General features: G+C 66.9%; 12 protein-coding genes. 9 read left to right on the top strand and 3 right to left on the bottom strand.

All coding sequences use genetic code 11. The annotated features are described in order from the left end of the window. The first annotated feature begins 21 nt into the window (after positions 1-21). From QCE88_RS04290 to QCE88_RS04275, 4 genes are all read left to right on the top strand, one after another. Positions 22-1,053, top strand: a complete 1,032-nt coding sequence (locus QCE88_RS04290; RefSeq protein ID WP_309899486.1) for an ABC transporter permease — start codon at positions 22-24, stop codon at positions 1,051-1,053. Beyond that, positions 1,050-1,907, top strand: coding sequence for an ABC transporter permease (locus QCE88_RS04285; protein WP_309899484.1), 858 nt, complete (start codon positions 1,050-1,052; stop codon positions 1,905-1,907). The genes QCE88_RS04290 and QCE88_RS04285 overlap by 4 nt, the downstream gene beginning before the upstream one ends. Then, complete coding sequence (locus QCE88_RS04280; protein ID WP_309899482.1) at positions 1,904-3,970, top strand: ABC transporter ATP-binding protein; 2,067 nt, start codon at positions 1,904-1,906, stop codon at positions 3,968-3,970. Before QCE88_RS04285 ends, QCE88_RS04280 begins: the two co-directional genes overlap by 4 nt. Positions 3,971-4,069: 99 nt before the next feature. Beyond that, entirely contained in the window at positions 4,070-4,501 is a 432-nt protein-coding gene (locus QCE88_RS04275) for a hypothetical protein (protein ID WP_309899480.1), read from the top strand. Between the two features lie 12 nt (positions 4,502-4,513). Here the strand turns inward: QCE88_RS04275 and QCE88_RS04270 are convergent, their stop codons facing one another. Continuing rightward, positions 4,514-5,359 carry an aldo/keto reductase gene (locus QCE88_RS04270; protein ID WP_309899478.1) on the bottom strand — a complete coding sequence of 282 codons (846 nt, stop codon included), beginning with the start codon at positions 5,357-5,359 and terminating at the stop codon, positions 4,514-4,516. Between the two features lie 564 nt (positions 5,360-5,923). Here QCE88_RS04270 and QCE88_RS04265 point away from each other — a divergent pair. Further along, positions 5,924-6,940: a LysR family transcriptional regulator gene (locus QCE88_RS04265; protein ID WP_309899475.1), complete on the top strand. Its 1,017-nt coding sequence runs from the start codon at positions 5,924-5,926 to the stop codon at positions 6,938-6,940. 94 nt (positions 6,941-7,034) lie between these two features. Here the strand turns inward: QCE88_RS04265 and QCE88_RS04260 are convergent, their stop codons facing one another. Continuing rightward, positions 7,035-7,532 (bottom strand): plasmid fertility inhibition factor family protein, encoded by a 498-nt coding sequence (locus QCE88_RS04260; RefSeq protein ID WP_309899473.1) that lies wholly within the window; start codon positions 7,530-7,532, stop codon positions 7,035-7,037. 264 nt (positions 7,533-7,796) lie between these two features. Here QCE88_RS04260 and QCE88_RS04255 point away from each other — a divergent pair, with 264 nt between their 5' ends. The 4 genes from QCE88_RS04255 to pdeM are packed head-to-tail and all read left to right on the top strand — an operon-like array spanning position 7,797 to position 13,782. Next, complete coding sequence (locus QCE88_RS04255; protein ID WP_309899472.1) at positions 7,797-8,837, top strand: ligase-associated DNA damage response exonuclease; 1,041 nt, start codon at positions 7,797-7,799, stop codon at positions 8,835-8,837. Then, positions 8,834-10,501 carry an ATP-dependent DNA ligase gene (locus tag QCE88_RS04250; RefSeq protein WP_309899470.1) on the top strand — a complete coding sequence of 556 codons (1,668 nt, stop codon included), beginning with the start codon at positions 8,834-8,836 and terminating at the stop codon, positions 10,499-10,501. Before QCE88_RS04255 ends, QCE88_RS04250 begins: the two co-directional genes overlap by 4 nt. Next, a complete protein-coding gene (locus QCE88_RS04245) occupies positions 10,498-13,092 on the top strand; it encodes a ligase-associated DNA damage response DEXH box helicase (RefSeq protein ID WP_309899467.1) in 2,595 nt (864 codons plus the stop codon). The genes QCE88_RS04250 and QCE88_RS04245 overlap by 4 nt, the downstream gene beginning before the upstream one ends. Further along, a complete protein-coding gene (gene pdeM / locus QCE88_RS04240; protein WP_309899465.1) occupies positions 13,093-13,782 on the top strand; it encodes a ligase-associated DNA damage response endonuclease PdeM in 690 nt (229 codons plus the stop codon). Here pdeM and QCE88_RS04235 read toward each other — a convergent pair. Next, positions 13,745-14,188, bottom strand: a complete 444-nt coding sequence (locus QCE88_RS04235) for a hypothetical protein (protein WP_309899463.1) — start codon at positions 14,186-14,188, stop codon at positions 13,745-13,747. The genes pdeM and QCE88_RS04235 overlap by 38 nt on opposite strands. Positions 14,189-14,250: the final 62 nt, after the last annotated feature.

Below are 14,250 nucleotides of genomic sequence, written 5' to 3'. Positions count from 1 at the left end.
CGCGGCAAGGAGGTTCACGCGATGAGCACGCTCACGCCCACCACGCGCGTGGCGACGCCGGGCAACGGCGCCGCGAAGCTGCGCCGCATCGTGCGCTTCGTCGGCGTGCGGCTGCTGCTCGCGCTCATCACGCTCTGGCTGCTGTCGATGATCGTCTTCGCGGGCGGCCAGTTGCTGCCGGGCGACGTTGGCCGCGCGATCCTCGGCCCGCTCGCGGATGCCCGCGCGGTCGCGGCGCTCAATCATCAGCTGGGCGTCGACCGGCCGCTGCTCACGCAATACAGCGGCTGGATCAGCCATTTCCTGCGCGGCGACATGGGCGAATCCTATGCATTCCGCGCGCCGGTCGCGCCGTTCATCGCGGGCGCGCTGTGGAACTCGGCGAAGCTCGGCGCGCTCGCCTTCGTCGTCGTGGTGCCGCTCGGCATTGCGGGCGGCGTGTACGCGGCGCTCCACGCGGGCCGGTGGATCGACCGGCTCATCAGCATCGGCGGGCTGACGGCGACGGTCGTGCCGGAATTCGTCTCGTCGATCGTGCTGATCCTGATCTTCGGCGTGTGGCTGCAATGGCTGCCGATCGAAGCCACCGCGCCGGCCGGCGCAGGCTTCTTCACGCAGCTCGAACATCTGGTCCTGCCGGTGCTGCCGCTCGTGTTCGTGTTCTTCGGCTATATCGCGCGGATGGCGCGCGCCGGCACGGTCGAGGCGCTCGATGCCGACTACACCCGCACCGCGATCCTGAAAGGCCTGCCGCAGCGTGTCGTGATCCTGCGGCACGTGCTGCGCAACGCATTGCTGCCGACCATCACCGTCGCCGCCACGCAGCTCGGCTACATGATCGGCGGCCTCGTCGTGGTGGAGACGCTGTTTCACTATCAGGGCATCGGCTCGCTCATCTACACCGCCGCGCAAGGCAAGGACTTTCCGATGCTCGAAGCCGGCGTGCTGACGATCGGCGTGATCTACACCGGGGCGAATCTGATCGCGGACGCCTTGTATGTCGTGCTGAATCCGCGCCTGCGCACCTCCGAATCCGGCGGAGACGCACCGTGAGCACAACTGCCGCCGCACCTGTCAAGCCGCGCCGCTACGAGGCGCTCGGCGCGCTCGCCCGTTCGGGCAGCTTCGACCTCGGCGTGCTGATCCTGCTGTTCTGGGTGCTGTGCGCGCTGTTCGGCCACTGGCTCGTGCCGCAGGATCCATTCGCCTCCGACCCGCTCAACTCGCTCGCGCCGCCTTCCGCCGAACACTGGTTCGGCACCGATCAGCTCGGCCGCGACGTGTTCGCGCGAGTGATCGTCGGCTCGCGCGACATCCTTACCATCGCGCCGCTCGCCACGCTGCTCGGCACCGCGGCAGGCACGGCGATCGGCCTCACGGTCGGCTATTTTGGCGGCTGGGTCGACGCCGTGATCGGCCGCGCGATCGACGCGCTGCTGGCGCTGCCGCTCGTGATCGTCGCGCTGCTGGCGCTGGCCGCGGTAGGTGCAAGCAATACCACGGTGATCCTCGTCATCGGCCTGACCTTCGCGCCGATCACCGCGCGCACCGTGCGCGCCGCCGTGCTCGGCGAGCGTCACCTGGACTACGTGCTCGCGGCGCAACTGCGCGGCGAGAACGCGCTGTACATCATGTTCGCGGAGATCCTGCCGAACGTGCTGCCGCCGATCATCGTCGAGGCAACCGTGCGGCTCGGCTACGCCATCTTTGCGGTCGCGACGCTCTCGTTCCTCGGTTTCGGCATCCAGCCCCCGTCGGCCGACTGGGGCCTCGCCCTCTCCGAGTGCTACACGCTGATGGCCGGCGGCGCGTGGTGGACGGTCGTGTTCGATGCCGCCGCCATCGCCACGCTGGTCGTCGCGGTGAATCTGGTCGCGGACGCCGTGCAGGGAGTGCTCGACCGATGAACGGCCCCCCGCCCTCGGCCTTCCCCACCTTCGGCGCCGCGAAAGGCGACCAGGCCGACGCACTGACCGTCGTCGGGCTGACGGTCGCCTACCGGTCGCGCGGACGCGAACGCGATGTGCTCCAGGACGTGACCCTGCGCGTGAAGCGCGGCGAGGCGTACGGGCTCGTCGGCGAATCGGGCTGCGGCAAGTCGACCGCCGCGCTCGCGGTGCTGCGCTATCTGCCGCGCAACGGCCGCGTGAAGGCGGGCAAGATCACGATTGCCGGCAGCGACGTCGCCGGACTCAGCCCCGACGCGCTGCGCGGCATGCGCGCCAACGCCGTCTCGATGGTCTATCAGGATCCGGGACGCGCGCTGAATCCGTCGCTGACGATTGCGCGGCAAGTGTCCGAAGCGTTCGAGGTCACCGGCGCCTCCGCCGACGAAGCCCTCGCCCGCACCGCCGACATGCTGCGGCGCGTGCGCATCGCGTCGCCCGAACGCGTGATGGACAGCTATCCGCATCAGCTTTCGGGCGGCATGCAGCAGCGCGTCGTCATCGCGATGGCGCTGGCCTGCAATCCGGAACTGCTGATCCTCGACGAGCCGACCACGGGCCTTGACGCCACCGTCGAGGCCGAAGTGCTCGACCTCATCGCGCAGCTGCGCGCCGAGCTGGGCACGGCCGTGCTCTTCATCAGCCACAACCTCGCGGTGATCGGGCGCATGTGCGAGCGCGTCGGCGTGCTCTATGCGGGCAAGCTCGTAGAAGAAGGCGCAACCGCCGACGTGTTCGCGAAGCCGCGTCATCCGTACACGGTGGGTCTGCTGCGCTGCCTGCCGCGCGCGGGACGCAGCAAGGAAACCGGCCGGCTCGACACCATTCCCGGCTCGCTGCCCTTGCCGGGCGCGATTGCGCAGGGCTGCATCTTCGCGCCGCGCTGCAAGCTCGCCGACGAGCGCTGTCTCAAGGACGCGCCGCCGCCCTACCGCGTGGCCGCCGCGCACGGCGACCAGATGGCGCGCTGCCATTATCACGAGCGTGCGCAAGACCTGCCGCGCGCCACCGACGAAGCGCCGGTGCCCGTCGCGAACGGCACGGGACAACTCGCGCTGTCGGCGCGCAATCTGTCGAAGACCTTCCGGGTCGGCGACGAGGACGTGCGCGCCGTCCACGATGTCTCGCTCGACCTCGTGCAGGGCGAGACGCTCGGGCTGGTGGGCGAATCGGGCAGCGGCAAGACGACGCTCGCCAAGCTGTTGCTGGGTCTCGTGTCGCCCGATAAGGGCGCCACGCTGGAACTCAACGGCGCCAGCCTGCCCGAGCGCGTGACCCAGCGCAGCGACGAGCAGGTGAAGTCCTTGCAGATCGTGTTCCAGAATCCGGACTCGGCGCTCAATCGCGCGCATTCGGTGCGGCAGCTGATCGCGCGTTCGCTGTCGAAGCTCGCCGCGCTGCATGGCCCGGCGAAAGAAGCGCGGCTGCACACGCTGACCGAAGCCGTGCGGCTGCCGGCGCGCTATCTCGGCGCGCGCACCCGGCAGCTGTCGGGCGGACTGAAGCAGCGCGTGGCGATCGCGCGGGCGTTCGCGGGCGACCCGCGCGTGGTCGTGTGCGACGAACCGACCTCCGCGCTCGACGTCTCCGTGCAGGCCGCCATCCTCAACCTGCTCGCCGACCTGCAGCGCGAACGCAGCGTGAGTTACGTGTTCATTTCGCACGATCTGCATGTCGTGCGCTATCTGTCGGACCGCATCGCGGTGCTGTATCTCGGCCGCATCATGGAGATCGGCCGCGCCGCCGATGTCTTCGGCGGCCCGCAGCATCCGTACACGGAGGCGTTGCTGTCGTCGGCGCCGTCGCTCGACGGCACGCTTGCGCAGCGCATTCGTTTGTCGGGCGACCTGCCGAGCGCGGCGCATCCGCCTTCGGGCTGCGTGTTCCATACGCGCTGCCCGCGCAAGATCGGTGCGATATGCGAAACCGAAACACCGCCCTGCCGCACCGCCGGCAACGATCACGCGATTCATTGCCACATTCCGGTGGAAGAGTTGCGCACACTGCAGCGCCGGGACGGCTGATTGCACGACGGGCCGTCCAGCCTGGGCATTCACCGGAACCAAAGCGGTCCAGGACGTCTCTCATCGGTTCGACGTTCCACAACAATGAGGATTCAACCGATGAAACCCGCCCGTTCCATGGCCCGCGCAACGCTCGTCGCCGGCGCTGCATTCGCCGTCACCCTTGCCGCTCAGGCACAGACCACCGCGCCTGCCCTGACGCCCGGCGCCTCCGACCCCACCTTCTCCGCCTGGACGCTCGCGCAGCAGTGCGCCAACAAGTCGGATAACGCCGCGCAGGCGCAATGCCTGGGCGCAGTGCGTGGCATCGTGCGCGGTTATCAGTACGGGGTGCTGTTCCTGTCGCAACGCATGTCGCTGCCGGAGACGGAGACGAAACGCGTGTCGCTGTGCCTGATGGACACGAAGGTGTCGTCGATCATCGAAGATTTCGTCGCCGACGCGAAGCAGGTCAACGAAGACGACCTGAAGCGCACGCCCGCCGAAGTGGCGGTGCTGGGCTCCGTGCATGCGCATCACGCCTGCAGTTGAGCAGGCGTCTCTTCAAAGCATTTCGAGCGGGCGCTTCGACTTGGGCGGTTTGAACTGCCGGTCGATGTCGGCGAGTTCATCCGCCGACAGGTCGAGGTCGAGCGCCGCGCGGTTTTCGCGGACATGCGCGACGTCCGCCGCCTTCGGAATCGCGAATACCGCCGGCTGCTTCAGCACCCACGCCAGCGCCACTTGAAACGCCGACACCCCGCGCGCCGCCGCGATCTTTTCCAGCGCGCCGCCGCGCGGCAGGCGCGCGTGATCCACGGGGCTGTAGGCCATGGCCGGCATGCGGCGTTCGCGCAGCCACGGCAGCAGGTCGAATTCCGCGCCGCGCCGCGCGACGTTATAGAGAATCTGGTTGGTGGCGCATGCATTGCCGCCTTCCAGGGAGAAAAGTTCTTCCATGTCGTCGGTATCGAAGTTGCTCACGCCCCAGTGGCGGATTTTGCCGTCGCGCTGTAATTTTTCGAAGCCGGCCACGACGCCTTCCAGATCCTCGCCGCCCCGCCAATGCAGCAGATACAGATCGATGCGGTCGGTCTTCAGGCGTTTGAGGCTGCGCTCACAGGCGGTCTGAACGCCGCGCTCGCTGCCGTTGTGCGGATACACCTTGCTGACGACGAACAACGCGTCGCGCCGGTCGCCGAGCGCTTCGGCAATCAACTGCTCGCTCGCGCCGTCGCCGTACATTTCCGCGGTATCGATGAGCGTCATGCCCAGATCGACGCCCTCCCGCAATGCGGCGATTTCGCTCGCCCGCGCACTCGGGCGCTCGCCCATTTCCCATGTGCCCTGTCCGAGTTTCGGAAGGGTTTCGCCGGTCGGCAGCGTGACGGATGATGCGGCAAGGGTCATTCAAGCCTCCTGTTGAGCCAGGCAATCACGAAGCACGGAACACGCCCGCAACGGAGCGAAAAAGACGTCCCGGCGAGTCAGCCATTGCGCGCACGCAAGTCCGGGCGCCGGATGACATCAGAAAGGGATTCAGAGTCGAAAAACACAACGCAAGTCGTCATTCGAAGCATTGACCATGCACCTTCGTGGTCCTCGCGCATGACGCCCGAGGTTAATTAAGGCTTGCGCTTCCATTAATGCAGGCATCGTTAAATGATTGCAACATACGCCTTCGAATTTGATGAAATATAAATTCGTTGTCAGCGAACATTCACCGGCTTATCCCCCGCTCCAGTTTCATTTTTCGCATCAAAAAACGCGTCGGACGAATGTGCATAAAAGAATATTCTAAAATGACGGAAATATCAGGAATCGGTAGCAAAACTTTAAAGAATTCCATATTGCAATTCACGACGCCCATCAATATTATTTCTACAAGAAACGGGGGTGTTCAAATACTGGACGCACGCCTGGGATATGAGGCAGGCGGGTGCGAACCTGTATGACTCCAACAGTGAGAGGGCAATGATGAACCAGATCCATGCAATGCGAGTATTCGTGCGGGTGGCGGACACTGAAAGTTTTCGCCGGGCTGCTCAACAACTCGATGTATCGAATGCGCTCGTCACGCGGGCAATCGCCATGCTGGAAGCGCATTTGCGAACCCGGCTGATTAATCGAACCACACGAAATCTTTCGCTGACTGAAGCCGGCACCCGTTATCTCGAAGGCTGCCGCGCGTTACTCGAAGAACTCGATCATCTTGAATCCGCCATTACGCATACCGAGGGCGAGCCGAGCGGCACGCTGCGCGTCGTGGCATCGAGCGCGCTGTCGCTGCTGACACTGACGCCGCTCATCGACGGCTTCCGCAGGCTGCATCCGAAGGTCAATGTGCGCCTGACGCTCGCCGAGCGCCACGTCGATCTCGTCGAAGACGGCTATGACGTCGGCATCGTCACGGCTTACATGGTGTCGAGCACGGCGCTGGTCGAACGGCCGGTCGGCACCAACACCTTCGTTCCGGTCGCCACGCCCGAGTTCCTCGCGCAGCACGGCGTGCCGGTCGCGCCGGCCGATCTCCTCGGACTACCCGCGGTCGCGTTGCCGAACGAGATGCGCAATCTGACCTGGCATTTCCGGCATCACCTCGGCGCTGCCGACCAGATCACGCTCACCCCGGTCTACACGGTGAACAACGGCTTGATGGTGCGACTCGGCACGCTGAAGGGCATCGGCTTCGCGATCCTGCCGGAGGGCATCGTGAATGCGGACCTGAAGGAAGGCACGCTGGTCCGCCTGTTGCCCGATTACGCCATCGACGACCCGGACATCAAGATGTCGATCGTCTATCCGGGACGCCAGTACTTGCCGGCCAAGACGCGCTTTTTCGTCGACTACGCGCTGGACTATCTGAGCCAGCGCTTCGCGACGGCCACGAGCATTCCGGACGAGGGTTTCCGTGCGCCGCACATGGCGGTCAAACCAGTGCCGGCGTCGGCGTCGGTGTCGGTGAACGCCGTGCCGGCTGCCGCGAACTGACACGGCGCTACTCTTTCCAGAGGCCGGCCGGCGCACACGAGGTTCGTTGCGCCGTGCCTGTGCGCCCCATGACGGCGCGCAGGCCGCGCCGGGTTCAGGTCTCGCCGTACTCCGCGCTGGTCACATCGGGCGCTGCGCACATCTCGTGCAATAGCGACGCTTCGCGCTCGTGCACTTCGACGGGCATGCACAACGCGCCGGCATACGCCATGTAGCGCGCGCGATGCTGGCCGTTGCGAAACGCCACGACACCTTCCCGATGCACACCGAGCAACCCGAGCAAGCCGGGCGAGCGCCGCACGCTGATGGTCACGTACGGCATCTCCGGCACGCGTGGATTGTCCGGGTCGAGAAACTCGCGGATGCCGCGCACCTTGCCGCCATGCCAGTCGTCGACGGCCTTGAGCACGTAGTCGGTGTCGTCGCGATCGGCGCACGCGAGCAGCTTTCTCACGTCGACGAGCACGACCCGGTGACGCGAGTCGCGCCCCGTGAAAACCCGCTTCAGGCGCACGAAGTCATACTGCGGATGGCTCTGGAGCCTGACGATCCAGACCGCTTCTGCGGCGGTCGGCGCAACCATCGTGTCCATGTCGGTATCTGATGAAGACTGCGGCGCGCGCGCCCCGTGCGCGCGTGTTTCGCATCCCTGCTTCGCTTGTGCGTTCCGCTTGACCGGCCTCGACGTTCTCTCTCGGCGAACGTCAGGGCCAGTTAAACTTTTACACCCTAGACGCGATTCATGAAAGCGCCGTGACGGGCACGTGGCGTGCTTTTGTTGCCAGAATTGAACAGACTGGCGAAAGCGGCGGCGCGGCTGTCACGCGACCGTCATACACGCCTCGTGGACGCTCAAGTGGATAACGCTTCCGATCTCATCGTCGCGCGGCCCGAAGGTCTCTTCTGTGCTCCGGGCAACTTTTATATCGACCCATGGCGGCCGGTCGAACGGGCTGTCATCACGCATGCTCACGCCGATCACGCGCGTTTCGGGCACGCCCGCTATCTCGCTGCCGAACCAGGCGTCGGCGTGCTGCTGTCGCGGCTGCCGGGCATCGACGTGCAAGGGCTTCCGTATGGCGAAGCGATCGACGTGAACGGCGTGCGCGTGTCGCTGCATCCCGCGGGACACGTGCTCGGCTCGGCGCAGGTGCGCGTCGAACACAAGGGGCGTGTCTGGGTGGCGTCCGGCGATTACAAGGTCGAGCCCGATCCCACCTGCGCGCCCTTCGAGCCGGTCCGCTGCGACACCTTCATCACCGAGTCCACCTTCGGCTTGCCGATCTACCGCTGGGACCCGCCACGCGTGTTGTTCGACGGCATCGATTCCTGGTGGCGCCACAACGCAGCGCAGGGACGCGCGTCGGTGCTGTTCTGCTATTCGTTCGGCAAGGCGCAACGCGTGCTGGCCGGTGTCGATGCGGCCATCGGCCCGATCTGCTGTCACGGCGCGGTCGAGCCGCTCAATCGCGCCTATGCGCACGCGGGCGTGGCGCTGCCGCCGACGCGCCCGGTCAGCGACATCGCCGCCAAGGACAAGGCCGCCTTCAAGGGCGCGCTGATCGTTGCGCCGCCGTCCGCGCAAGGCAGCACCTGGATGCGCCGCTTCGGCGACTACAGCGACGCGTTCGCTTCCGGCTGGATGCGCCTGCGCGGCACGCGGCGGCGCAAGGGCGTGGACCGCGGCTTCGTGCTGTCCGACCACGCCGACTGGCCGGGCCTGCAACGCGCGATCGGCGCGAGCCGGGCGGAGCGCGTGATCGTCACGCACGGACAGATCGAGCCGATGGTCCGCTGGCTCACCGAGCAGGGCCTCGAAGCAGGCGCGTTCACCACCGAATACGGCGACGACGCGATCGAAGCCGATACGGCGCAACCCGAGGCCAATGCGACATGAAGCGCTTCGCGACGCTCTACACCGCGCTCGACGCCACCACCTCGACCAACGAAAAGCTCGAAGCGCTGATTGCGTATTTCGCAGCTGCGGAACCGGAGGACGCCGCATGGGCCGCGTATTTCCTCGCGGGCGGCAAGCCGCGCCAGTCGGTGCCGGCGCGCCTGCTGGCCGAGTTCGCCCGCGAGCGCGCGGGGCTGCCGGACTGGTTGTTCGAGGAGTCGTATCAGGCCGTGGGCGATCTGGCGGAAACCATCGCGCACGTGCTGCCGCCGGCGACCGGCGAATCGACGCTCGGGCTCGCGCAATGGATCGAGGAGCGCGTGCTGACATTGCGCGGCACGGACCCGACGGAGTTGCGCGCGCGCCTGCTCGCCTACTGGGACGAACTCGACTGGAGCGAACGCTTCCTGCTGACGAAGCTGATCGGCGGCGGCTTTCGCGTGGGCGTCGCGCGTCAGCTCGTCGTGCGTGCGCTGGCGGAAGTCGCGGGCGTCGATCACAAGCGCATCGCGCAGCGCATGGTCGGCTGGACCGATTCGCGCCAGGCGCCGAGTGCCGCGCGCTATCTGCGGCTGATCGCGCCGGCGGCCGAGGGCGACGACGTCGATACCCCGCATGAAAGCGATCTCGGCCTGCCCTATCCGTTCTTTCTCGCGCATCCGTTGCAGGCCGATCCGGAGACGCTCGGGCCGCCTTCCGGCTGGCTGGCGGAATGGAAGTGGGACGGCATCCGCGCCCAGCTGGTGAAACGCGCGGGCCGCGTGTGGGTCTGGTCGCGGGGCGAGGATCTCGTCACGGACCGCTTCCCGGAACTCGCGTCGCTGGGCGCGGCGCTGCCCGACGGCACTGTGATCGACGGCGAAATCCTCGCGTGGGAACCGGGCGCCACTGCACCGTTGCCGTTCGCGCGCTTGCAGCCGCGCATCGCGCGCAAGTCGCTGACGAAAAAAGTGCTCGCCGATTCGCCAGCCGCGCTGCTCGCCTACGACCTGCTCGAAGCGGACGGCCGCGATCTGCGCACCGAACCGCTGCGCACGCGACGTGCGCGGCTCGACGCCCTTGCTCAGTCGATGTCCAGTACGCTCGCAGTGGATCTGCTGCGCGTGTCGCCGCTGGTGAGCGCCTCCGACTGGAGCGCGCTCGCCGCGTTGCGCGACGAGAGCCGCGCACGCGGCGTCGAAGGGCTGATGCTGAAGGAGCGCGAGTCGATGTATGGCGTGGGGCGCACGAAGTCGTCGGGCACGTGGTGGAAATGGAAGATCGATCCGTATTCGATCGACGCCGTGCTGCTCTACGCGCAGCGCGGCCACGGACGACGCGCGAGCCTCTACACGGACTTCACCTTCGCTGTCTGGGACGAAACTGATGGCGTGCGCACGCTGGTGCCGTTCGCGAAGGCCTATTCGGGCCTCACGGATGAAGAGATGCGCCGGGTCGATGCCATCGTGCGCAAGACAACCATCGAGAAATTCGGTCCGGTGCGCAGCGTCACGCCGACACTCGTCTTCGAGATCGGCTTCGAGGGCATTCAGGCGAGTCCACGCCACAAGTCGGGCATCGCGGTGCGCTTTCCGCGCATGCTGCGCTGGCGTACGGACAAGACGATCGAGGACGCCGACACGCTGGAGATGCTCAAAGGCTTCCTCAATGAGGTCACGGCATGAGCGAGACCGACTCGCCTGGCAAGGAACGCCGCCGCGCGCCCCGGCCGCGCCGGATTCCGCGCACGCGGGCCGCGCAGGCGAAGCTCGATGCAGCGGCCGAGCTGTTCGTTCCCGCGCCGTTTGCCGTCGATGAGCACGAGGCCGCACAGCCCTTCGAGGCCCGCCTCGCGCGCTGGTTCGAGACGCGCGGCTGGCAGCCCTTCCCTTTTCAACGCGAGGCGTGGCGCGAGATCGCCCGGGGCGCGAGCGGCCTGCTCCACGCGACGACCGGCGCGGGCAAGACCTGGGCGGTGTGGCTCGGCGCGCTGGCCGCCTTCGCGGACAAAGGACCGAAGCCGCAACCCGCGCCGCTCACCGTGCTATGGATCACGCCGATGCGCGCCCTCGCCGCCGACAGCGCCCGCGCGCTGCAAGCGGCGGTCACGGCGCTGGCGGTGCCGTGGAGCGTCGGACTGCGCACCGGCGACACGACCTCGACCGAACGCGCGCGCCAGAACCGCCGCATGCCGTCCGCGCTCGTGACCACGCCAGAAAGCCTCACGCTGATGCTGACGCGCGCCAACGCGCAGGAAGAGCTCAGGCATCTGCGCATGATCGTCGTCGACGAATGGCATGAACTGCTCGGCAACAAGCGCGGCACGCAGACGCAACTGGCCATCGCGCGCCTCGCGCACTGGCGTCCGGACCTGCAAATCTGGGGGCTCTCCGCGACGCTCGGCAACCTCGCGCTCGCGCACGATGCACTGCTGCATCCCGTCAGAACGCCGCGCGTCGTCGTGCAAGGCGCGCAACCGAAGACACTCGTCGTCGATACGCTGATCCCCGACACCATCGAACGCTTTCCGTGGGGCGGGCATCTCGGCGTGCGCCAGGTGGGGCCGGTTGCCACCGAGATCGATCAGGCGCAAAGCTCGCTGGTCTTCACCAACACGCGCTCGCAGGCGGAAATCTGGTATCGCGCGCTGCTGGAGTTGCGCCCGGACTGGGCCGGCCTGCTCGCGCTGCATCACGGCTCGCTCGACAAGGAAGTGCGCGACTGGGTCGAACTCGGCCTCAAGAACGGCCAGTTGAAGGCGGTGGTGTGCACGTCGAGTCTCGATCTCGGCGTCGACTTTCTGCCGGTGGACCGCGTGTTCCAGATCGGCTCGCCGAAGGGCGTCGCACGGCTGATGCAGCGCGCCGGACGCTCGGGCCACGCGCCCGGACGCGTGTCGCGCGTGACCATCGTCCCGACTCACGCACTCGAACTCGTCGAGGCCGCGGCGGCGCGCTGGGCGATCGGCGAGAAGCGCATCGAAGGGCGCGACATGCCGCTCAAGCCGCTCGACGTGCTCGTGCAGCATCTCGTGACGGTGGCGATCGGCGGCGGCTTCACGGCGGCCGAGATGTTCGACGAAGTGCGCCGCGCCTACGCGTATCGCGATCTCACGCAGGCCGAGTTCGATTGGGCGCTCGCGTTCGTCGAGCGCGGCGGCACATCGCTGGGCGCGTATCCGGATTTTCATCGCGTCGCGCGGGGCGATGACGGCGTGTACCGCGTGCCGCGTGAAGACCTCGTGCGCCGCCATCGCAATAACGTCGGGACGATCGTTGCGAACGCAACCATCAATGTGGCATACATGACGGGCGGACGCATCGGCGCGATGGAGGAGTCGTTCATCTCGCGCCTGAAGCCGGGCGATGTCTTCACCTTCGGCGGACGCTCGCTCGAACTCGTGCGCGTGCGCGACATGACCGCCTACGTGAAGCGCGCGACCTCCTCACGCGGCGCGATGCCGCAATGGGCCGGCAGCAAGATGCCGCTGTCGTCGGAACTCGCGGACGCCGCGCTCGTGATGCTCGCCCGCGCCAGCGACGGCATCTACGACGAGCCCGAGATGCGCGCCGTCGAACCGCTGCTCGACTTGCAGGCGAAGTGGTCCGCGCTGCCGGGGCCCGGCGTGCTCGTGGTGGAGTGCGTCCGTTCGCGCGAAGGACATCACTTCTTCTGCTATCCGTTTGCGGGACGCATGGCGCATATCGGGCTGGGATCCCTGATTGGCTGGCGCGTTGCGCGCGACCAGCCGAGCACCTTCTCCATCTCCATGAACGACTACGGCTTCGAACTGCTGTCGGCGCAGCCGTTCGACTGGGAGACGCTCATCGCGGAAGGGCTGTTTTCACCGGACAACCTGGAGCACGACATTCTAGCCAGCCTCAACGCATCCGAGTTGTCGTCGCGGCGTTTCCGCGAAATCGCGCGGGTGTCGGGGCTCATCTATCAGGGGCATCCGGGACAGCAGAAGAGCGCGCGTCAGTTGCAGGCGTCGAGCGGGCTGTTCTATGAAGTGTTCCGCAAGCACGACAGCGGCAATCTGCTGCTCGCGCAGGCGGATCAGGAAGTCATGCTGCAGGAACTCGAACTCGGGCGGATCCGTGCGGCGCTGCAACGCATGAGCGAGAGCCGTCTCGCACTGACGCATCCGAAGAAGCCGACGCCGTTCGCCTTCCCGTTGATCATCGCGCGGCTGCGGGAAAAGGTCAGCACGGAAAAGCTGTCGGACCGCGTGGAGCGTATGCTCGCGGATCTGGAGAAGGCAGCGGACAAGTAAATGGCAATAGAAGCACTGACCATCGATGTGAACGGCCACGCGCTCGTGCTCTCGGCAGACCGCGCGGCATTCGATCCCGTCCTCGGGAGTCTGTTCATCGCCGATGCGCATTTCGGCAAGGACGCCGTGTTTCGCGCGCGCGGCATTCCGGTGCCGGCGGGCACCACCGGCGAGAGCCTCGCGCGCCTCGATGCGCTGGTCGCGGCGCATCGGCCGGAATCCGTGGTGTTTCTCGGCGACCTGCTGCATGCGCGCGAATCTCACGCGCTGGAGACGCTGGATGCGCTCGCCGCCTGGCGCGAGAGACATCGGGCGTTGCCGCTGGTGCTGGTCGAGGGCAATCACGACCGGCATGCGGGCGCGCTGCCCGCCGCGTTCGGCGTCGAACTCGTGAAGGAACCGTACCGGCTCGGCCCGTGGGCGCTGTGTCATCACCCGCAGACAGTGGACGGCGCGTATGCGCTCGCCGGCCATGAACATCCCGTGTACCGGCTCGCGACGCGGCTCGACCGCGCGCGCCTGCCGTGCTTCCGGTTCGGCGCGCGCGCGGGCGTGCTGCCGGCGTTCGGCGCGTTCACCGGCGGCTTCGAGGTGAACGACGACGTACGCCGCGAAGCCGTCTATGTAATCGCCGGCGAGCGGGTGCTGCCGGTCAGTGATAGATCTTCGTCGATGACTGGAGCTTCGTGAGCTTGCCGCGCGTGAAGCCGTACCAGCCGAGATTCGACTGCATCACCACTTCCTCGCCCTGCCAGAACACCCGCTTGACCGTCATGCCCTGACCGGTGCGCTGCACCAGCGGCGGATTGCGGCGCAGGTCGTACAGGACCGGGCCAGCGTCGGTTTGCACCAGCATGCGCGCGACGGTATCGCTCGCGCCCGGCGTGTCATCGAAATGGACGACGCGCTTCGCGTCGAAGCGGTCGAACACCTGCGTGTCGATCAACGCGGCCATGCCGGACTCGTCGCGCAGGAAATGCAGCGTGCCCGCTGACGTGGGGATCGGCCCGGCCGCGTTGCTTTGCGCGAACGCCTGCGCGGCGAGCATGAGGGTGGCCGCTACGGCGGCGCTGAGTCGGAATTTTGTCGGTAACATGGTTGTTCAGTAGTTGCTGCATTTTTCCAACAGTCGCCCGCCCATGCGATCCGCAACGAATG

The organism is Caballeronia sp. LZ035, from assembly GCF_031451175.1.
In the GTDB taxonomy this organism is placed as follows: domain Bacteria; phylum Pseudomonadota; class Gammaproteobacteria; order Burkholderiales; family Burkholderiaceae; genus Caballeronia.
The sequence above is the reverse complement of the archived record's forward strand: the minus strand, read 5'-3'. Positions and strand labels throughout refer to the sequence as shown.